Raw genomic sequence first — 18,798 nt, forward strand, 5'->3', positions numbered from 1 at the left:
ATGACACCGGGCTATCTGTTTGAAAAACAATACAAAAGCTATGCCACTACACGTGCCAGGCGTCGCCGGGCTGGGAAGCGAGCGTACACCCTCGCCGCGCCCCACGGGCCATCAACGGTGCACAGGCGCCGGCTGCTGCTGGGTCAGGCAATGAATGTTACCGCCGCCCAACAGCAATTCCCGCCCAGGGATCATCACCACCTCATGGTCAGGAAAGATGCTCGACAGTATGGCCTTGGCCTCGGCATCGGCCGGGTCGTCGAAGCTCGGCGCGATGATGCCGCCGTTGACGATCAGGAAGTTGACGTACGAGCCTGCCAGACGCACCGAAGGGTCACGCTCCTGGCTGCCCGACACCTGGTCGACGCCGGCACATTCCTCTTCGGTGGCGTACAGCGGCCCGGGTATTGGCATCTTGTGCACGACGAAGGCCCGTCCCCTGGCGTCGCGGGTGGTCTGCAGCACTTCCATGGCCGCGTGGCAACGCGCGTAGTTGGGGTCGTTCGCGTCATCTGTCCAGGCCAGTAACACTTCACCTGGGCGCACGTAACAGCAGAAGTTGTCGACATGTCCATCGGTTTCGTCGTTGTACAGGCCGTCCGGCAGCCAGACCACGGTATCGACCGCGAGGTTGTCGCGCAGCACAGCTTCGATCTGCTCGCGGTTCAGGTGTGGATTACGGTTGTGGTTCAGCAGGCACTCTTCGGTGGTGATCACCGTGCCTTCGCCGTCCACATGGATCGAGCCGCCTTCGAGCACGAACCCTTCGGTGCGATAACGCTGGCAGCGCTCCATCTCCAGCACCTTGCCAGCCAACGCCTCGTCTTTGTTCCACGGTGCGTACAGGCCACCCTCGAAGCCGCCCCAGGCGTTGAAGTCCCAGTCTACGCCGCGCACTTCGCCGTTGTCGTTGACCACGAAAGTGGGGCCGGTATCACGCACCCAGGCATCGTCGCTGCTGAGTTCGACAACCCGGATATTGGGCTGGTCCAGCAGGCGACGCGCGTTTTCATACTGGCCGGCAGAGACGCCCACGGTGACCGGTTCGAAGCGCGCGATCGCCTTGGCCAGGGTGACATGGGCCGCCTGTGCCGGCTTGCCGCCCAGGCGCCAGTTATCCGGCCGCTCGGGCCAGACCATCCAGACCTGGGTTTGCGGGGCCCATTCGGCGGGCATGTGGAAACCATCGGCACGGGGCGTGGAAGTGAGGGTTTTCATCGTTGACCTCTGTCATGGCCCTGCCCGGAAGGGTATGGGCGTAAAAAGCGTTTATAACCGATATAAATCCGTGTTGAAACAGAATAATGCCGCAAGACCCTGATAAGCCCGACACAATATTTCGATAATAATCGGCAAATACGTGACGCCGGTCGGGCGCAACCTTCACCCTAGCATTGACCAGAGCAGTGCCGCGCGCCTTGCTCGACAGGACAAGCACGCTTCTGCCAGCTAGGGTCATAACGCACAGCATGCAGAGTGTTTCCCGATGAACGTGATACCCACTACCCTTCCCGAAGTGCTGATCATCGAACCCAAGGTCTTCGGCGACAGCCGAGGTTTTTTCTTCGAGTCCTTCAACGCCCGCGAGTTTGCCCGGCTGACCGGCGCCAAGGTCGAGTTCGTCCAGGACAACCACTCGCGCTCTGGCCGGGGCGTGCTGCGTGGGCTGCATTATCAGGTGGCCAATACCCAAGGCAAACTGGTGCGCGTGGTACAGGGCGAGATCCGCGATGTGGCCGTGGATGTGCGCAGGCACTCGCCCACGTTCGGCCAGTGGGTGGCAGTGCACCTGTCGGCGGAAAACCATCGTCAGCTGTGGATCCCGGCAGGCTTTGCCCATGGCTTTGCGGTGATGGGCGATTCGGCGGAGTTTCTGTACAAGACCACCGACTACTACAACCCACAGGCCGACCGCTGCATCCGCTGGGACGACCCGACACTGGCCATCGACTGGGGTCTGCAACAGCCGCCTGTGCTCTCAGACAAGGACAAGCTGGGCGTGTCGTGGGCAGAAGCACAAGTGCTGCCTTAACTAGCGCATAATTGCTTCAGACCCTTCTGACGCAATGATGTGATGATCGCCAAGAACACCCCTCCTCGCCGCCCTCGCTGGCGCAGCCTGGCTTTACTGGCGCTGTGCCTGGTGCCGCTGCTATGGCCGCTGCATCACCTGGCTGAGCGCTATTACCGGCAAGAGTTGGCCTCGCAGAACCGGCAGACCCTCGACCTGTATGTCGCCAACCTGCTGGGCACGCTGCACCGCTATGAAACCTTGCCGCAGATCCTTGGCGATTTGCCAGCCCTGCGCGGGGTGCTGGCCGACCCGTTTCGCCTGGAAGCGGTCACCAATGCCAACCGCCTGCTGAAAAACATCGTGCAGCAGACCGGCGCCGAGGTGATGTACCTCATGGACGTCAGCGGCAATACCCTGGCGGCCTCAAACTGGGACAAACACGACAGCTTCGTAGGGCGCAACTTCGCGTTTCGCCCCTACTTCAACGAAGCCATGGCCGGGCACCTCGGTCGTTTCTTCGGCCAGGGCACAACGTCCGCGAAGCGGGGTTATTTCTTCGCCGCCGCCGTGCGCGACGGCGAACGCACCGTCGGTGTGCTGGTGGTCAAGGTTGACCTCGATCATACCGAGACCTTATGGGGCCGCACGCCCGAGCAACTGTTGCTGACCGATCACAACGGCGTGGTCATCCTCACGTCACGCCCGGAGTGGCGTTTTCGCGCTACCCGGCCGCTGACCGCAGCCGAGCGCCAGGCCATCATCGCCATCCAGCCGTACCCAACCCAGGCCCCCCAGCCGCTGGTGATCAGTGACGATGCCTGGATCACCCAGACCCGGGCCATTCCAGAAACCGGCTGGCAGGTCAGCATACTTGCGCCGCGCATCCTGGTGGACCGCTCCGCGCAGACGGTCACGGCCATCGGTGCCGGCGCTCTGCTGGTCATCGTGCTGCTGACCGGCCTGGTGATGCAGCGGCGCCGTCATTATATGGACCGCATCGATTTCGAGGCCCGCGGGCGCCAGCAACTCGAACAGCGGGTGGCCGAGCGTACCGCCGACCTCGAAGGGCTCAATGCGCGCCTCAAAAGCGCCGTGCTCGAACGCGAGAATGCCCAGCAGGAGGCCGTGAGGGCCCAGGACGAACTGGTGCAGGCAGGCAAGCTGTCGGTGCTGGGCACCATGTCGGCGAGTATCAGCCATGAGCTCAACCAGCCCCTGGCAGCCATTCGCAGCTATGCCGAAAACGCCGAGATCCTGTTGGACCACCAACGTACCGAAGACGCGCGCGGCAACCTGAAACTGATCGGCGAGCTGACCGGGCGCATGGCCTCGATCATTGCCCACCTGCGCGCCTTTGCCCGCCGCGACCGCCATGCTCCAGAAAGCGTAGCCCTGCAACCGGCCCTGGACGACGCCCTGGCCCTGCTTGCCAAACGTCGCCGGGCAATGGCGGTTGAGCTGGTGCGCGACCTGCCGGAAGCCACGCTGTGGGTACAGGCGGGCGAAACCCGCCTGCGCCAGGTACTGGGCAACTTGCTGGCCAATGCCCTGGACGCGTTGACCGAGAAGGCCAACCCGCGCCGGCTGTGGATAAGTGCCGAACAGCAGGACGATTACGTTTATCTGTACATTCGCGACAACGGCCCCGGCTTCAGCCGTCAGGCACTGGGGCATGCCATGGAGCCCTTTTTCACCACCAAGACCCGCACCCAGGGGCTGGGCTTGGGCCTGGCCATCTGTGACAGCCTGATGCGCACCCTAGGGGGTGAGCTGCTGCTGGCCAACCACCCCGAGGGCGGTGCGTTGCTGACCTTGAAAATGCGCGTGGCCCCACCGGGTGCCACCTTGCCCAATTCAGAGGATTCTTCGGCATGAGCCCCGAGACACTGATCGACAGTCGCGCCCAGGTGATCCTGGTCGACGACGACGCACACCTGCGCCAGGCCCTGAGCCAGACGCTGGACCTGGCCGGGCTCAAGGTCGTGGCATTGGCCGATGCCCATGGCCTGGCCGAGCGTATCCCGGCAGACTGGCCAGGCGTTGTAGTCAGCGATATCCGCATGCCGGGTATCGACGGCCTGCAGCTGCTTGAACAATTGCATGGCCTGGACAGCGAGCTGCCGGTGCTGTTGATCACCGGGCACGGCGATGTCCCGTTGGCGGTACAAGCCATGCGCGCCGGTGCCTACGACTTCCTGGAAAAGCCCTTTGCCAGCGACGCCCTGCTCGACAGCGTGCGCCGCGCCCTGGCACTGCGCCAATTAGTGCTGGAGAACCGCAGCCTGCGCATGGCATTGAGCGACCGCCAGCAACTGGCCACACGTTTGGTGGGCCAGTCTGCGGCCATGCAGCGCCTGCGCGAGCAGATCGGCGCACTCGCCGGCACGCGAGCCGACGTATTGATCCTTGGTGAGACCGGGGCTGGCAAAGAAGTGGTCGCCCGCGCCCTGCACGACCTGTCGAGCCGCCGGGACGGGCCCTTCGTGGCCATCAACGCTGGCGCTTTGGCCGAATCGGTGGTCGAGAGCGAGCTGTTTGGCCATGAGCCCGGCGCCTTCACGGGCGCGCAAAAACGCCGCATCGGCAAATTCGAATTTGCCAATGGCGGTACGTTGTTCCTCGATGAAATCGAAAGCATGAGCCTGGATGTGCAGGTAAAGCTGTTGCGCATGCTGCAGGAGCGCGTCGTCGAGCGGTTGGGTGGCAATCAGCTGATACCGCTGGACATCCGCATCATCGCCGCCACCAAGGAAGACTTGCGCCAGGCCGCCGACCAGGGGCGTTTTCGCGCCGATCTGTATTACCGCCTGAACGTCGCGCCCTTGCGCATTCCGCCGCTGCGCGAACGTGGCGACGACATCCTGATGCTCTTCCAGCATTTCGCCGATGCCGCCAGTCAGCGCCATGGCCTGGGGCCGCACGCCCTGCAACCCGCGCAACGGGCTTTGCTGCTGCGTCATGACTGGCCGGGCAACGTGCGCGAACTGCAAAACGCGGCCGAACGCTTCGCCCTCGGGCTGGAACTGGCGCTCGATGGCCAGGCGCCGCCTGCAACCCACGCTCCCGCCCCCGTCACCGGCAACCTGAGCGAGCAGGTCGAGCACTTCGAACGCTCGTTGATCACGGCCGAACTTGCTCAGCCGCACGGCTCGCTGCGTAGCCTGGCCGAAGCGCTGGGTGTTCCACGCAAGACGCTGCACGACAAGTTGCGCAAGCATGGCCTGAGCTTCGAAGGCGGCGGCGGTGGCCATGACGACCATGAGGAAACCCGTTGATGAGCAAACCGATTCACCCTCTGCAGACAGTGCTTCACTCCGATATTCCATTGACCCGGGACATGGGCCTGGAGGTACTGGACTGGCAACAGCATACCCTGCGCCTGCAACTGCCCTTGGCCGCCAACGTCAACCACAAGAACACCATGTTCGGCGGCAGCCTCTACTGCGCAGCGGTACTGGCCGGCTGGGGCTGGTTGCACCTGCGGCTAAAGGAACTGGGCATCGATGATGGGCACATCGTCATTCAGGAAGGGCAGATCAGCTACCCGCTGCCGGTTACCGGCGCTGCCGTGGCCAGTTGCGCTGCTCCGGACGAGAAGGCCTGGTCGCGATTCCTGGCAATGTATCAGCGGCGTGGGCGGGCACGGCTGACGCTGGAAACGACGGTGAGCAATGTGGGCAGTGATGAAGTGGCGGTGATGTTCAGCGGGCAGTATGTGTTGCACAGGTGAGCGGCGGGCGGCCAATTGGCGGTCTTGATTGAAACCGGGAACTGGGGCCGCTTCGCGGCCCATCGCGGCACGAGGCCGCTCCCACAAAGACCGCATTTGCCTGCGGGTCCGTGCATTAAAAAAGGCTATCGATTTCTCGGATGGGAGCGGCTTTGCCGGGGCGCCGGACCGGCCGCGATGGGCCGCAAAGCGGCCCCTTCGGTCCTCTACCCATGAACAATTTCAATCCCTAAAGCCACACTTACCCTCGCCAGTCAAACAAGCCCAAGCAAAGCCTCTCGCCAACGGGCCCCCGCCGGCAGGGCAAGGAAGTAGGGATTGAGCAACGATTCACGCGCCGGATAGCGGAAGGGTTGGCCGTCGACCTCAATCACCTCGCCCCCGGCACCCTCGACCACACCCTGGGCGGCCGCCGTGTCCCACTGGGAGGTCGGCGCCAAGCGTGGGTAGCAGTCGGCGCTGCCTTCGGCCAACAGGCAGAACTTCAGTGAACTGCCCACCGACACCAGCTCAAGCGGCCCCACCGCAGCACCCAACCCGTTCAGCAAAGCCTCTTGCCGAGGGCTGGAGTGCCGGCGGCTGGCAACCACGGTGAACGGCGACCCGGCAGGCGGGGTGGCGCGCACCTGGATGGCCTGCGCGGTTTCACCCCGCTCCGCTCGCCAGGCACCCAGTGCCCGCCCTCCAAAGTAGCAACGCCCCGAAGTGGGCATCGATACTACCCCGAACACCACCTCGCCCTGATCGATCAAGGCAATGTTGACCGTGAACTCCTCGCTGCCGGCAATGAACTCCTTGGTGCCGTCGAGCGGGTCGACCAACCACCAACGGCGCCACGTCTGGCGCTCCGCCAACGGGATATCGCAGTCTTCTTCGGACAGGACGGGAATGTGCGGGGCCAGGGTCTGCAAGCCCTCTGCAATTACCTGGTGTGCTGCCAGGTCGGCAGCCGTGACGGGCGAGTCGTCGGCCTTGTTGACGACGGCCACATCAGCGCGCCAGAACGGCAGGATCGTCTCGCCCGCCGACAGCGCCAACGCCACCACGTCCTGCATCAATTGCTGATCGTTCATGGTGCCAGTACCCCGCGCTGGATCAGCAGGTCACGCGCCAGGTACAAGGCAGCCAGCGCACGCCCTTCGCTGAACTGCGGGTGCATCGCCAAGGCCGACAGCTCCCGCAGGTTGACCTTGTCCACGCCCATCGGCTCCGGCTCATCGCCCTCCAGCCGTTCCTCATACAGGTCGGTGGCCAGTACCACCTGGATCTTCTGGCTCATGTAGCCCGGGGACAGGGACAGCTCGGTCAGGTGCTCCAGTTGCCGTGCACCAAAGCCGGCTTCTTCCTTGAGCTCCCGGTCAGCTGCCGCCAGTACGTCCTCGCCCGGTTCGATCAAGCCCTTGGGTAGCGACAGTTCATATTCGTCAGTCCCGCCGCAGTACTCTTCCACCAGCACTGCGTGCTCGGCATCGAGCATGGCCACGATCATCACCGCACCATAGCCATTGCCCCGGCCCACCAGCCGCTCGTAGGTGCGCTCCACGCCGTTGCTGAAGCGCAACTCGACGGCCTCGACTCGGAACAGGCGGCTGCTGGCGACGATCTCGCGGCTGAGGACGGTAGGTTTCTGGCGCATGGGGGGCTCCTTGGCGTGAACGGGTTACTATACCGTGGCTTGCCGACCGAACGAGAGTTTCCCATGCCTGTTCTTCCTTGGTCCGCCATCGATACCGTCCTGCTGGACATGGATGGCACACTGCTCGACCTGCATTACGACAACCGCTTCTGGCTGGAGCACCTGCCGCAGCGCTATGCAGAGCTGCACGGCGTAAGCCGGGCGATGGCGCAGCTGGAACTCGAGCCGCTGTTCGAGCGCAACGCCGGTACCTTGAACTGGTATTGCCTGGACTTCTGGAGCCGTGAGCTGCGCCTGCCGATCCGCGAGCTCAAGCGCGAAATCGCCGACCTGATCGCCTTGCGGCCCGATGCCGATACCTTTCTGGCCGCGATCGGCCAGGCAGGCAAGCGGGTGATCATGATCACCAATGCACACCGCGATTCACTCTCGCTCAAGCTCGAACGCATCGAACTGGCACCCTACTTCGACCGCATGATCAGCTCCCACGACTACGGGTTTCCCAAGGAGAGCCCGCAGTTCTGGGATGCCTTGCAGGCCGATATCGGCTTTGAACCTGCCCGCAGCCTGTTCATCGACGACACGCTGCCCATCTTGCGCAGTGCCCGGCAATTCGGCGTGGGCCACTTGCTGGCGGTGCGCCAGCCGGACAGCCAGGCGCAGCCTCGAGACACCGCAGAGTTCGCAGCTGTCGAAGACTATCGGGAATTGCTGAACGGTCTTTGAACGCAAACCCGCGCCATGGGCGCGGGTTGCGGTGACAAGCCTCTGGATGGGCCTATCGGTTACTCGGGAATACGCAGCACCTGGCCCGGATAGATCTTGTTCGGATCCGACAGCATGGGCTTGTTGGCCTCGAAGATCTTCTGGTACTTGTTGGCATCGCCGTAGACCTTCTTGGAGATGGCGCTGAGGGTATCGCCCTTCTCCACGGTCACGAAGCGCGCCGCCTGGGCTACGGGGCCGGTGACGGTGATCTGGTCGTCGACGCTGGCCACGCCTTCAATGTTGCCGGCTGCCAGAATGATCTTCTCTTTCTCTTCCTGGCTGGCCACCTCGCCCTTGAGGGTCACCTTGTCGCCTTCCACGGTGGCAGTGATGTTGGGGTTACCCAACCCGACGTTTTCGACGTGCTTCTTCAACTGCTCCTCGGCCTCGGCATTGCCGGGGGTCAGCAGATCGATCAACTTCTCGCCTGCTTCCTTCACAAAGCTGAATAGACTCATGACGCTCTCCTTGTTGATGTGAAACCGTTGGACAATGAAGTCTGGGCCAAGACTCAATCGGTCATCGCACTGCGACCTATCGACGCGGTCTATCACGGCATAGACCCTAGCAATTAGACGTCGCCGGCAGGCAAGCCTAGGCTTGTAGCCTCAGTAAGCCGGCGCCCGTCGCCGATCAAGAGCACGCCTGGATGAACAGCAAGCCACCGCTGTGTGCGGCCTCGTTACCGTTAGCCATGCCCGCCGCCAGCACTACCTATGATTACGTCCAGCTCGGCGATGGCCAGCCCGGCAGCACGCCACTGGCCGAAGAAGTCGCCCTGGCGATCGTGTACAACGGCCTGAACCAGGCCGTCATGCTCGTCAGCCCGACCGACCTGGAAGATTTTGCCGTTGGCTTCAGTGTGGGCAGCGGCATCGTTGAAAGCACTGCCGAAATCTACGACGTCAAACTGTCGGGAAGCGGCGCTTCGATGTATGCAGACCTGGAAATCTCCAGCCGCGCCTTCTGGAACCTGAAGAACCAACGCCGCCAACTGGCCGGCACCAGCGGCTGTGGCCTGTGCGGCGTCGAAGCCCTGGAGCAGGCGCTGCCGGACCTGGCCAAATTGCCGGGCGCACCGTTGCCCCCTGCCCAGTGGCTGGTCGGCCTGCGCCAGCGGATCGACGCCTTTCAGCCGCTGGGCCAGCACTGCGGCGCCGTGCATGCGGCCTTGTTCATGGACCGCCATGGCGAACTGCTGCTGGGCCGCGAAGACATTGGCCGGCACAACGCCCTCGACAAGCTCATTGGCGCACTATTGCGTCAGGGTATCGACAGCGACGGCGGCCTGGCCATCGTCACCAGCCGTTGCAGCCTGGAATTGATCCAGAAGGTGCTGCGTGCCGGCATCCAGACCCTGGTCAGCCTGTCGGCGCCTACGGGCCTGGCCCTGCAATGGGCACGCAGGCACAACCTCAACCTCATTCATTTGCCCAAACACAGCGCACCGCGGGTCTACAGCCCGGCGGCGGAGTCGTAACAGCCGTGACCTCGTACCAGCCTATTCCGAAAAACGCCCCAGCCTCCTCTCCTCGCTACAAGCCCTACCACGGCCCTGCCGGCGGCTGGGGTGCACTGCGCAGCGTAGCCAAAGCCTGGGTGGGCAGCGACAACCCGCTGAAGAACATCCGTGCCCTGCTCAAGACCAACCAGAACGGCGGCTTTGACTGCCCAGGTTGCGCCTGGGGCGACTCGCCTGAAAGCGGCATGGTCAAGTTCTGCGAAAACGGCGCCAAGGCGGTCAACTGGGAAGCCACCAAACGCCGCGTGGACGCTGCATTCTTCGCCCGCTACAGCGTCACCTCGTTGCTGCAGCAAAGCGATTACTGGCTGGAGTACCAAGGCCGACTGACCGAGCCGATGGTGTACGACGCCGCCACTGATCGCTACCAGCCCATCAGCTGGGACGCCGCGTTCGCCCTCATCGGCCGAGAGCTGAACAAGCTCGCAAGCCCTGACCAGGCCGAGTTCTACACCTCCGGGCGCGCCAGCAACGAAGCGGCGTACCTCTACCAGCTCTTCGTGCGCGCCTACGGCACCAACAACTTCCCGGACTGCTCGAACATGTGCCACGAGGCCAGCGGTGTGGCGCTGGGGCAGAGTGTGGGGGTGGGCAAGGGTACCGTCACGTTCGAGGATTTCGAGCACGCCGATGCGATCTTCGTCTGGGGCCAGAACCCGGGCACCAACCATCCGCGCATGCTGGACCCGCTGCGCGATGCCGTGAAACGCGGCGCGCAGGTGGTGTGCATCAACCCGCTCAAGGAGCGCGGCCTGGAACGCTTCCAGCACCCGCAAAACCCGCTGGAGATGCTGACCAACAGCGACCGCCCCACCAATACGGCGTTCTTCCGCCCGGCCCTGGGTGGCGACATGGCCATGCTGCGGGGCATGGCCAAGTTCGCCCTGCAATGGGAGCGTGAAGCGCAAGCCAAGGGTGAGCCGGCGGTCTTCGACCACGCCTTCATCGCCGAGCACGGGCACGGCCTGGACGACTACCTGGCGGTGGTCGATGCCACGCCTTGGGCGCATATCCAGCAGCAGTCGGGCTTGGCACTCGAAGACATCGAACTGGCCGCCCGCATGTACTGCCGGAGCCAGCGCGTGATCATGTGCTGGGCCATGGGCATCACCCAGCACCGTCACTCGGTGCCGACCATCCAGGAACTGGTCAACCTGCAAATGCTGCGCGGCAATATTGGCGCGCCAGGGGCCGGGCTGTGCCCGGTCCGCGGTCACAGCAACGTGCAGGGCGACCGCACCATGGGTATCAACGAGCGTCCGCCGGCCGCCCTGCTCGACGCCATCGAGGCGCGCTTCGGCTTCCCGGTGCCGCGCAAGAACGGGCACAACACCGTCGAAGCCATCCATGCCATGCTCCAGGGGCACGCCAAGGTGTTCATCGGACTAGGCGGCAACTTCGCCCAGGCCACGCCTGACACCGAACGCACGGCGCGAGCGCTGCGCAACTGCGAACTGACCGTGCACATCAGCACCAAGCTCAACCGCAGCCACCTGGTTCACGGCAAGCAGGCGCTTATCCTGCCTTGCCTGGGCCGTACCGACATCGACATGCAAGCGGACGGGCCTCAAGCGGTCACCGTCGAAGACTCGTTCAGCATGGTCCACGGCTCCAACGGCCAGCTCAAGCCACTGTCCCGGCAGATGCGGTCTGAGCCCGCGGTCATCGCTGGCATCGCTGCTGCCACCCTGGGCAAACACCCTGTGGACTGGCAATGGCTGGTGGCCGACTACGACCGTATTCGGGCTCTGATCGCCGACACCATTGCAGGCTTCTCTGATTTCAATCAGCGCATGCGGCAGCCTGGGGGATTCTACCTGGGCAATAGCGCCGGCCGGCGTGAGTGGGTCACGGCCAATGGCCGCGCCAACTTCAAAGCCAACCTGCTGCCAGATTCGCTGCTCGACGAGCGCGTGCGTGCCAGCGGCCAGGTGCCGGACTTGGTATTGCAATCGATGCGCTCGCACGATCAGTACAACACCACCATCTATGGCCTGGACGACCGTTACCGAGGCGTGCGCGGCCAGCGCGACGTGTTGTTCGCCAACGAAGCCGACATCGTTCGGCTGGGCTTCAAGCCTGGCCAGAAGGTCGACATCGTTTCACTGTGGGGGGATGAGCATGTTCGCCGAGTGCGCGGCTTTACCCTGTTGGCGTTCGACATACCTGCCGGGCAGGCAGCGGCCTATTATCCAGAAGTGAATCCGCTGGTACCGCTGGAGAGCATTGGCGAGGGTAGCCACACGCCAACGTCCAAGTTCATTGCCATCAAGCTGGAACGCGCCGAGGACGACGGACGAATTCTCTGAATGAAAAAGCCCTGGTCCAATGCAGGATCAGGGCTCTGTCACAAGAGCATAAGACCGCAGGAAAAAGATAAAGTTTCACTTATAAATCAATGAGTTGACGAATTGTGTACAACCCGTGCAATTCGTCGGATATTCGTTGCCACTGGACGCAGATAGAAGCACATTCGCCTCGTCATCCTTCTGAGGCTCTCTTGAATGAAGAAGTACTCCTCGATTCTGTTGTTGTCTTTTAGCTTGCTCAGCGGCGTTGCCATGGCAGGCGGCTCCACCGAGGCCGGCATTGGCGGCGCATTGGGTGGGGTACTGGGCTCAGTCGTAGGCCAGTCCATCGGTGGTAGCACTGGCGGCGCCATTGGCGCAGGCCTGGGCGGCGCCGCCGGCAGTGCGGTCGGCGCCGACAAGCGTCAGCGCGGCGAAGCGGCCATCGGCGGTGCGCTCGGCGCAGCAGGCGGCAACGTAGTAGGCCGTAGCGTTGGTGGCACCACCGGCAGTTACATCGGTGCAGCCGCTGGCGGTGGCGCAGGCGGTGCCCTGGGCAACTACATGGGCAACAAGGCCGATCAGGATGATCGCCGCGACCATCGCCGCTACCGCCGCGACTACGACGACCGTCGTCACTGGGACCGTGGTCACCATTATGGCCACCGCAAGCACGGCCGCCATCGCCACCCTTGATGAGTCAGGGTAGCCGCTGCGCATAGAACCCCGCCTTGATGGCGGGGTTTTTATTGAGCCCGCTCTGCAAGCGTCGCTAACCTCGCTGCCAATTGCGCCGGTAGCGCTACCGGCTGGCCACTGGCTCGGTCAATGAACACCTGCACCACCGTCCCCACCGCACAAGCCTGGGCCTCACCAGGGCGATAGAGCGCCAGCCGGTACTCCACGGTGCTCCCAGCCAGACGCGTCACCCCCAGCGCCACCTCCAGTATGTCCGGAAAGCCCGGCAGGGCGTAGAAGTCTGCCGCCGAGCTGACCACAAACGCCGCCAGTTCGCCGTCGCGCAGGTCCAGTTCCGCGTGCTCAATCAGAAAAGACTGGATGGTCGTTTCAAAGTACGCATGCACGGTCGAGCCGGCGATATGGCCGTTGGCGTCGTTGTCTTGCGCGCGGGTCAGGATCGGATGCACGTGGGAAAAGGCAGTGCGCTGGGGAGGCTGGATCATCGGGCGGGCTCGCGGCTTCACATTGGGTGTACACAGTGAACCAGAAAATGAGCCGCTTGATCGAATTAACCCTTTTGAAGCCCCCAGCAAAAAGCCGCCCCGAAGGGCGGCTCTTTTACTACAACCTGCTTCAGCTTAGAGCTGAGGACCCGCAGCCTTGATGGCGTCGGATACGTCGAACTTCTTGAAGTTTTCGATGAACAGGTTGGCCAGACCTTTGGCGGCTTCGTCGTAGGCAGCCTTGTCAGCCCAGTTGGTGCGCGGGTTGAGCAGGTCAGTCTCGACGCCTGGTACCGACTTCGGCACGTCCAGGTTGATGATGTCCAGGTGCTCGGTTTCAGCACCGACCAACGCGCCGCTCTGGATGGCAGCGATCACGGCACGGGTGGTCGGAATGCTGAAGCGCTTGCCCACACCGTAGCCACCGCCCGTCCAGCCGGTGTTGACCAGGTAGACCTTGGAGTTGAAGCCGTTGATGCGCTTGATCAGCAGCTCGGCGTACTCACCAGCAGGGCGCGGGAAGAACGGCGCGCCGAAGCAGGTGGAGAAGGTCGACTTGATGCCGCCGCCCGAGCCCATTTCGGTGGAACCGACCAGCGCGGTGTAGCCGGACAGGAAGTGGTAGGCCGCCTGCTCGTTGTTCAGGATCGATACGGGCGGCAGTACGCCAGTCAGGTCGCAGGTCAGGAAGATGACCGCGTTCGGCTCACCACCCAGGTTAGCCTCGGAGCGCTTGGCCACGTGTTCCAGCGGGTAGGCGGCGCGGCTGTTCTGGGTCAGGCTGACGTCGCTGTAATCGGCGTGCTTGTTGGCATCGAGCACGACGTTTTCCAGGACGGCGCCATGCTTGATGGCTTTCCAGATGACCGGCTCGTTCTTCTCGGACAGGTCGATGCACTTGGCGTAGCAGCCACCTTCCATGTTGAAGACGACACCTTCACCCCAACCGTGCTCGTCGTCACCGATCAGGTAGCGGCTCTCGTCGGCCGACAGCGTGGTTTTGCCGGTGCCGGACAGACCGAAGAACAGGGTGACATCACCCTCTTCGCCGATGTTGGCCGCGCAGTGCATTGGCAGTACGTCGGCAGCCGGCAGCAGGAAGTTCTGTACCGAGAACATGGCTTTCTTCATTTCGCCAGCGTAACGCATGCCAGCGATCAGCACTTTCTTCTGGGCGAAGTTGATGATCACGCAACCATCGGAGTTGGTGCCATCACGCTCAGGCTCGCAGACGAAGTTGGCGACGTTGAGGATCTGCCACTCGCCACGGCCAGCCGGGTTGAACTGCTCCGGGTTGATGAACAGGCAACGCCCGAACAGGTTCTGCCAGGCTGTCTGGGTCGTCATCTTGACCGGCAGGTAGTGCTCGGCCGCCGCCCCTACGTGGACGTAGGAAACGAAGTGATCCTGGGCGTTGTTGAACGCCTCGACGCGGTCCCACAGGGCATCGAACTTGTCGGCCGGGAACTTGCGGTTGATCGGGCCCCAGGCGATGGCGTCCTGGGTGGAAGGTTCTTCGACGATGAAACGGTCAGCCGGGGAACGGCCGGTACGGTGGCCGGTCTCCACGACCAGTGCACCCGTGTCGGCTAGTACACCTTCACCGCGTTGCAGCGCTTCTTTTACCAGCTCATCGACGCTCAGGTCGGTGTACACGGTGTTGTTGGCTTGCGTCATGAGATACCCCATCCGGCCCGAGGCCGAGTGCTCCAAACGTTTTGTAGTCGTTTCAGAAAAACTACTACAGCGAAAAAAGTGGCCGGATTATGCCAGAAACGCCCAAAAAAAGTAGGCCCCTCCTGTCAGAACCGAGCTTTTGCGCAATTCGACAGGAGAATCCCCTGTAGTGAAACGTTTCAGTGAAGAGTTTCTGAGGCAGAGTCCGTGCCGCCGCCGGCAAAGAGCTGTGCGACATCGCTGGCATCGAAGAAATACCGCTCATTGCAGAACTGGCAGTCGATCTCCACCGTACCCCCGCATTCCTCTACCAACGCCTTGGCATCGGCTTCACCCAGGCTTACCAGCGCATTGCCGGAACGCTCGCGCGAGCAGCTGCAGTTGAAGCGCAGGGGCTGGACGTCGAACAGGCGCACGGCATCTTCGTGGTACAGGCGGTGCAGCAGGGTTTCGTTGGCTTCGGCCCACTCTTGCGGCTTGAGGGTCTTGGCCAGGGCCACTACATGCTGCCAGCTGTCTTCACGTTCCTCGTCGTCGGGCTGACGGTCGCGCGGCAGCTGCTGCAGCAGCAGGCCACGGGCCTTGCCCGCCTCGGCGTGCAGCCAGAACCGAGTGTTCAGCTGCTGGGATTGCACGAAGTAATTGGTGAAGCATTCCGAGAGGTCGGCACCGTCGAGCTCGACAGTGCCCTGGTAGCGCTGGCCCCTGACCGGATCGATGGTCAGCGTCAGGTGCCCGCCTGGCATCAGATTGGACAGGGTGGCATCGGCTGCAATCTGGTCGGCCTCGTAGCGGGCCATGCCGCGGATGTCTCGGTCCCCGGAGCACTCGACCATCAGCAATGGAATAGGCCCTTCCGAGCGCGCCTGCAGGATCAGCAGGCCGTCGAACTTGAGGGCACCGACCAGCAGCGCGGTGGCGGCCATCAGCTCGCCGAGCAAGGTCTTGACCGGCGCCGGGTACTCGTGACGCGCCAACACCGCGGCGTAGCTGTCATCGAGAGACACCCACTCGCCGCGCACATCGCGCTCGTCGAAGATGAAACGTTGGGTGAAATCTGTATCTGGCAAATCGCTCATGGTTGTCTGGCTATCTGAAAATAATGACAAGATAATTGCCGGGATTTGCAATCCCGTCGTCGAGCGTTTCGGGCGCTCATTCCCGTTAGGAGATCGAGGTATCTTATGGACAATCGACCACTGTTCCAAGCGAGGTGGTCCTGGGGGCCATTGGTAGCCTGTACGCTACTGCCCATCGCACTACTGTGTTTCTGGTTATGGCCTGTTGGCCAGATGCTGTGCCTGACATTCGACGAATGGCTGTTCCACAGCCTCAACGCACCGCTGGCTGAAAGCACCGCCTGGCGCTACATCTGGACCGTCGGCAGCCTGCGCCCGTTCGACATCGTCGTCGGCCTGATCCTGCTGGCCACGCTGATCCGGGGCGACTGGGTGTTCAAGACCACCCAGGTTCGCCAGGCATTTTTCGGCTTTCTGGTCACGCTACTGCTCTTAGTGGTGATTCGAGCACTGTTTTCCAAGTGGGTCGACGCTGCCGGTTGGCAACACAACAGCCCGTCGATGATGCTCGATGGCGCCGTGCACCTGAGTGACTACTACCCACACCTGGAGGCAACCTGGGAGCTCAAGGACCGTTCCAGCAAGAGCTTCCCGGGCGATCATGCTTCGGTACTGCTCATCTGGGCGCTGTTCATGAGCGTCTTCAGTCGCCGCGTCGGGCAGTACCTGGTGATCTGGGGGCTGGCGGTGCTGTTCATGCTGCCACGCCTGGTCGCGGGCGCACACTGGGGCCAGGATGATTACATCGGCGGCCTGTTGATGGCGGTGCTGGCACTGGGCTGGAGCCTGTACACGCCCCTGGCGGCCAGAAGCAGTGCTGCGCTGGTGCGCTGGACCGCCCCGCTGTTCAGGCTGCTGGGCAGGTTGCCGTTGGTCGGTCGGATGGCCGTACTGCGCTAAGCCTGGGCCGCCTGGCGGCCCCGGCTACTCGAAGCTTCCGTGCAATTGATGTATCTGGCGGCGCTGCTTCTTGGTCGGCCGCCCATCGGTGGTGACACCGGCGGCACCGGCCTTGCGCAGCGCCGCAGCCTGCTCGCGCCGGCGCACGCTTTCTTCGGTTTCTTCATACAGGGCCTGCGCTTGCGGTGCACCGCGGCGTACGGCCGACAGCGCCTTTACCACCACCGTGCGCTCGTCGAAGCCCGTACGCAGGACGAATTCATCGCCCACCCGCGGCTCCTTGCCCGGTTTGCATCGCTCGCCACGGCAATGCACCTTGCCACTTTCGATGGCCGCCTTGGCCAGCGCACGCGTCTTGTAGAAACGCGCCGCCCACAGCCATTTGTCCAGGCGAACCTTGTCGTCATCTTCGACTTTCTGTGCCATCCCGATACCTCGAATTCCGTGACTGGGGGAACTGTACTACCGTAAGCATCGGATGCAAAAATTCCCCGCCATGCTTACAGTTCACTCTCTCATCCGCTGGGTGCGTTTCGTGAAGACATTTGACCATCTGACTGTAATTGGCCTGCGGGAATGGGTAGCCTTGCCCGAGCTGGGCGTGGCAGGGCTACGCGCCAAGATCGACACCGGCGCCAGCACCTCCAGCCTGCATGCCACCGAGATAGAACCTTTCGAACGCAATGGCCAGCCGTGGGTCCGATTCACTGCGCACCTAGGTTCGATCGTGCAATTGCGTCACCGCCGCTGCGAGGCGCCGCTGGTGAGCATGAAAACCATTCGAAGCTCCAATGGCCACGCCCAAACCCGTTATGTCATTCGCACCACGCTCGCGTTGGGTGACAGGGTATGGGCCGTCGAATTTACCCTGGCTTGCCGCAAGAGCATGCGTTACCGCCTGTTGCTGGGTTCCAAGGCCCTGATTCACGGCCAGTTGGTCGTCAATCCGGGCCTGAAGTACGTACAAGACAAACCTGCCTTTCCGGCCACCCACACTACCTTGACAGGTGCTGCATGAAGATCGCTGTGCTTTCGCGTAATCCGCGTCTGTATTCCACCCGCCGCCTGGTCGAAGCCGGTACCCAGCGTGGTCACGAGATGGTGGTGATCGATACCCTGCGGGCCTATATGAACATCGCCAGCCACAAGCCGCAAATTCACTACCGCGGCAAGCCACTGGAAGGGTTCGATGCAGTCATCCCGCGCATTGGTGCCTCTGTCACTTTCTATGGCTGCGCTGTGCTGCGCCAGTTCGAAATGATGGGGGTGTACCCGCTCAACGAGTCGGTCGCCATCGCACGTTCGCGCGACAAGCTGCGCTCGTTGCAATTGCTGTCACGCCGCGGCATTGGCTTGCCGGTAACTGGCTTCGCCCATTCGCCCGATGACATTCCGGACCTGATCCAGATGGTCCACGGCGCCCCGCTGGTGATCAAGGTCCTCGAGGGCACCCAAGGCATTGGCGTGGTGCTGTGCGAAACCACGAAGGCAGCCGAATCTGTGATCGAAGCCTTCATGGGGCTCAAGCAGAACATCATGGTCCAGGAGTACATCAAGGAAGCCGGTGGCGCTGATATCCGCTGCTTCGTGGTGGGTGACAAGGTGATCGCGTCGATGAAACGCCAGGCCAAACCCGGCGAGTTTCGCTCCAACCTGCACCGTGGTGGGGTTGCCAGCCTGATCAAGATCACCCCGGAAGAGCGCATGACGGCTATTCGCGCAGCCAAGGTAATGGGCTTGAGCGTGGCCGGCGTCGACATTCTGCGCTCCAACCACGGCCCACTGGTGATGGAGGTCAACTCGTCACCGGGGCTGGAGGGCATCGAGGTGACTACCGGCAAGGACGTAGCCGGCATGATTTTCGAACACCTGGAGAAGAACGGCGGGCCCAACCAGACCCGAACCAAGGGCAAGGGCTGATCGCCCCGCTGGCTGCCTACCAGGCCAGCCTGCTTCCTCGGTGGCTGATCGGCCCCTGGAAGCACGCCAGTGCCAGACTT

At 62.8% G+C, this 18,798-nt stretch carries 19 protein-coding genes; 11 read left to right on the plus strand and 8 right to left on the minus strand.

What is annotated here, in order from left to right:
- Positions 1–111: 111 nt before the first annotated feature.
- Complete coding sequence (aguA, locus tag ACF8R3_RS01485) at positions 112–1,218, minus strand: agmatine deiminase (RefSeq protein ID WP_058605942.1); 1,107 nt, start codon at positions 1,216–1,218, stop codon at positions 112–114.
- 268 nt (positions 1,219–1,486) lie between these two features.
- Between aguA and rfbC the strand changes: the two genes are divergently transcribed.
- Genes rfbC through ACF8R3_RS01505 form a run of 4 tightly spaced genes read left to right on the plus strand, consistent with a single transcriptional unit; the run spans position 1,487 to position 5,744 of the window.
- The gene (gene rfbC, locus ACF8R3_RS01490) at positions 1,487–2,032 is read left to right on the plus strand and encodes a dTDP-4-dehydrorhamnose 3,5-epimerase (RefSeq protein ID WP_058638940.1); all 546 of its coding nucleotides are present in this window, start codon (positions 1,487–1,489) and stop codon (positions 2,030–2,032) included.
- A gap of 42 nt (positions 2,033–2,074) precedes the next feature.
- On the plus strand, positions 2,075–3,889 hold the full coding sequence (locus tag ACF8R3_RS01495; protein ID WP_392514704.1) for an ATP-binding protein: 1,815 nt from the start codon (positions 2,075–2,077) through the stop codon (positions 3,887–3,889).
- A complete protein-coding gene (locus ACF8R3_RS01500) occupies positions 3,886–5,289 on the plus strand; it encodes a sigma-54 dependent transcriptional regulator (protein WP_182139392.1) in 1,404 nt (467 codons plus the stop codon). The genes ACF8R3_RS01495 and ACF8R3_RS01500 overlap by 4 nt, the downstream gene beginning before the upstream one ends.
- Positions 5,289–5,744, plus strand: a complete 456-nt coding sequence (locus ACF8R3_RS01505; RefSeq protein ID WP_182139393.1) for a YiiD C-terminal domain-containing protein — start codon at positions 5,289–5,291, stop codon at positions 5,742–5,744. The genes ACF8R3_RS01500 and ACF8R3_RS01505 overlap by 1 nt, the downstream gene beginning before the upstream one ends.
- Before the next feature lie 254 nt (positions 5,745–5,998).
- On the opposite strand, the gene cysQ is transcribed toward ACF8R3_RS01505, so the two are convergent.
- Together cysQ and nudE are read right to left on the minus strand one after the other, a co-directional pair.
- Entirely contained in the window at positions 5,999–6,817 is an 819-nt protein-coding gene (gene cysQ, locus ACF8R3_RS01510) for a 3'(2'),5'-bisphosphate nucleotidase CysQ (RefSeq protein ID WP_392514706.1), read from the minus strand.
- Positions 6,814–7,380 carry an ADP compounds hydrolase NudE gene (gene nudE / locus ACF8R3_RS01515; protein WP_058605999.1) on the minus strand — a complete coding sequence of 189 codons (567 nt, stop codon included), beginning with the start codon at positions 7,378–7,380 and terminating at the stop codon, positions 6,814–6,816. Before nudE ends, cysQ begins: the two co-directional genes overlap by 4 nt.
- A gap of 63 nt (positions 7,381–7,443) precedes the next feature.
- On the opposite strand from nudE, the gene yrfG reads away from it, so the two are divergent.
- Positions 7,444–8,106, plus strand: a complete 663-nt coding sequence (gene yrfG / locus ACF8R3_RS01520; RefSeq protein ID WP_058605998.1) for a GMP/IMP nucleotidase — start codon at positions 7,444–7,446, stop codon at positions 8,104–8,106.
- Between the two features lie 59 nt (positions 8,107–8,165).
- On the opposite strand, the gene lysM is transcribed toward yrfG, so the two are convergent.
- Positions 8,166–8,606, minus strand: a complete 441-nt coding sequence (gene lysM, locus ACF8R3_RS01525) for a peptidoglycan-binding protein LysM (protein WP_196121388.1) — start codon at positions 8,604–8,606, stop codon at positions 8,166–8,168.
- 191 nt (positions 8,607–8,797) lie between these two features.
- On the opposite strand from lysM, the gene fdhD reads away from it, so the two are divergent.
- The 3 genes from fdhD to ACF8R3_RS01540 all read left to right on the plus strand — a co-directional run bounded on the left by fdhD (position 8,798) and on the right by ACF8R3_RS01540 (position 12,654).
- The gene (gene fdhD / locus ACF8R3_RS01530; protein WP_058637086.1) at positions 8,798–9,628 is read left to right on the plus strand and encodes a formate dehydrogenase accessory sulfurtransferase FdhD; all 831 of its coding nucleotides are present in this window, start codon (positions 8,798–8,800) and stop codon (positions 9,626–9,628) included.
- A gap of 5 nt (positions 9,629–9,633) precedes the next feature.
- Positions 9,634–11,979, plus strand: coding sequence for an FdhF/YdeP family oxidoreductase (locus ACF8R3_RS01535; protein WP_392514708.1), 2,346 nt, complete (start codon positions 9,634–9,636; stop codon positions 11,977–11,979).
- Positions 11,980–12,174: 195 nt separating this feature from the next.
- Positions 12,175–12,654 carry a glycine zipper domain-containing protein gene (locus ACF8R3_RS01540; RefSeq protein ID WP_392514709.1) on the plus strand — a complete coding sequence of 160 codons (480 nt, stop codon included), beginning with the start codon at positions 12,175–12,177 and terminating at the stop codon, positions 12,652–12,654.
- Positions 12,655–12,704: 50 nt separating this feature from the next.
- Here ACF8R3_RS01540 and ACF8R3_RS01545 read toward each other — a convergent pair whose 3' ends face one another.
- The 3 genes from ACF8R3_RS01545 to hslO form a co-directional block, all read right to left on the minus strand.
- A complete protein-coding gene (locus tag ACF8R3_RS01545; protein ID WP_392514711.1) occupies positions 12,705–13,142 on the minus strand; it encodes an acyl-CoA thioesterase in 438 nt (145 codons plus the stop codon).
- Between the two features lie 135 nt (positions 13,143–13,277).
- Positions 13,278–14,819 carry a phosphoenolpyruvate carboxykinase gene (locus ACF8R3_RS01550; RefSeq protein WP_023535742.1) on the minus strand — a complete coding sequence of 514 codons (1,542 nt, stop codon included), beginning with the start codon at positions 14,817–14,819 and terminating at the stop codon, positions 13,278–13,280.
- 179 nt (positions 14,820–14,998) lie between these two features.
- Positions 14,999–15,898, minus strand: coding sequence for an Hsp33 family molecular chaperone HslO (hslO, locus tag ACF8R3_RS01555; RefSeq protein ID WP_058604728.1), 900 nt, complete (start codon positions 15,896–15,898; stop codon positions 14,999–15,001).
- Between the two features lie 105 nt (positions 15,899–16,003).
- Between hslO and ACF8R3_RS01560 the strand changes: the two genes are divergently transcribed.
- On the plus strand, positions 16,004–16,798 hold the full coding sequence (locus ACF8R3_RS01560) for a phosphatase PAP2 family protein (RefSeq protein ID WP_145253832.1): 795 nt from the start codon (positions 16,004–16,006) through the stop codon (positions 16,796–16,798).
- A gap of 24 nt (positions 16,799–16,822) precedes the next feature.
- On the opposite strand, the gene ACF8R3_RS01565 is transcribed toward ACF8R3_RS01560, so the two are convergent.
- The gene (locus ACF8R3_RS01565; RefSeq protein WP_058637081.1) at positions 16,823–17,224 is read right to left on the minus strand and encodes an RNA-binding S4 domain-containing protein; all 402 of its coding nucleotides are present in this window, start codon (positions 17,222–17,224) and stop codon (positions 16,823–16,825) included.
- A gap of 109 nt (positions 17,225–17,333) precedes the next feature.
- On the opposite strand from ACF8R3_RS01565, the gene ACF8R3_RS01570 reads away from it, so the two are divergent.
- Both ACF8R3_RS01570 and rimK read left to right on the plus strand, forming a co-directional pair.
- Entirely contained in the window at positions 17,334–17,816 is a 483-nt protein-coding gene (locus ACF8R3_RS01570) for an ATP-dependent zinc protease (RefSeq protein WP_023535750.1), read from the plus strand.
- Positions 17,813–18,718 (plus strand): 30S ribosomal protein S6--L-glutamate ligase, encoded by a 906-nt coding sequence (gene rimK / locus ACF8R3_RS01575; RefSeq protein WP_027914119.1) that lies wholly within the window; start codon positions 17,813–17,815, stop codon positions 18,716–18,718. The genes ACF8R3_RS01570 and rimK overlap by 4 nt, the downstream gene beginning before the upstream one ends.
- Positions 18,719–18,798: the final 80 nt, after the last annotated feature.

The sequence above is a fragment of the Pseudomonas sp. FYR_7 genome (assembly GCF_043106155.1).
Lineage (GTDB): Bacteria > Pseudomonadota > Gammaproteobacteria > Pseudomonadales > Pseudomonadaceae > Aquipseudomonas > Aquipseudomonas parafulva_B.

What these genes read in the sequence shown, in the direction of transcription:
- hslO (WP_058604728.1), bottom strand. Translation starts at nt 15,898, where the DNA reads ATGAGCGATTTGCCAGATACAGATTTCACCCAACGTTTCATCTTCGAC.
- lysM (WP_196121388.1), bottom strand. Translation starts at nt 8,606, where the DNA reads ATGAGTCTATTCAGCTTTGTGAAGGAAGCAGGCGAGAAGTTGATCGAT.
- rimK (WP_027914119.1), top strand. Translation starts at nt 17,813, where the DNA reads ATGAAGATCGCTGTGCTTTCGCGTAATCCGCGTCTGTATTCCACCCGC.
- ACF8R3_RS01545 (WP_392514711.1), bottom strand. Translation starts at nt 13,142, where the DNA reads ATGATCCAGCCTCCCCAGCGCACTGCCTTTTCCCACGTGCATCCGATC.
- cysQ (WP_392514706.1), bottom strand. Translation starts at nt 6,817, where the DNA reads ATGAACGATCAGCAATTGATGCAGGACGTGGTGGCGTTGGCGCTGTCG.
- aguA (WP_058605942.1), bottom strand. Translation starts at nt 1,218, where the DNA reads ATGAAAACCCTCACTTCCACGCCCCGTGCCGATGGTTTCCACATGCCC.
- ACF8R3_RS01540 (WP_392514709.1), top strand. Translation starts at nt 12,175, where the DNA reads ATGAAGAAGTACTCCTCGATTCTGTTGTTGTCTTTTAGCTTGCTCAGC.
- fdhD (WP_058637086.1), top strand. Translation starts at nt 8,798, where the DNA reads ATGAACAGCAAGCCACCGCTGTGTGCGGCCTCGTTACCGTTAGCCATG.
- rfbC (WP_058638940.1), top strand. Translation starts at nt 1,487, where the DNA reads ATGAACGTGATACCCACTACCCTTCCCGAAGTGCTGATCATCGAACCC.
- yrfG (WP_058605998.1), top strand. Translation starts at nt 7,444, where the DNA reads ATGCCTGTTCTTCCTTGGTCCGCCATCGATACCGTCCTGCTGGACATG.
- ACF8R3_RS01565 (WP_058637081.1), bottom strand. Translation starts at nt 17,224, where the DNA reads ATGGCACAGAAAGTCGAAGATGACGACAAGGTTCGCCTGGACAAATGG.
- ACF8R3_RS01500 (WP_182139392.1), top strand. Translation starts at nt 3,886, where the DNA reads ATGAGCCCCGAGACACTGATCGACAGTCGCGCCCAGGTGATCCTGGTC.
- ACF8R3_RS01495 (WP_392514704.1), top strand. Translation starts at nt 2,075, where the DNA reads ATGATCGCCAAGAACACCCCTCCTCGCCGCCCTCGCTGGCGCAGCCTG.
- nudE (WP_058605999.1), bottom strand. Translation starts at nt 7,380, where the DNA reads ATGCGCCAGAAACCTACCGTCCTCAGCCGCGAGATCGTCGCCAGCAGC.
- ACF8R3_RS01550 (WP_023535742.1), bottom strand. Translation starts at nt 14,819, where the DNA reads ATGACGCAAGCCAACAACACCGTGTACACCGACCTGAGCGTCGATGAG.
- ACF8R3_RS01560 (WP_145253832.1), top strand. Translation starts at nt 16,004, where the DNA reads ATGGACAATCGACCACTGTTCCAAGCGAGGTGGTCCTGGGGGCCATTG.
- ACF8R3_RS01505 (WP_182139393.1), top strand. Translation starts at nt 5,289, where the DNA reads ATGAGCAAACCGATTCACCCTCTGCAGACAGTGCTTCACTCCGATATT.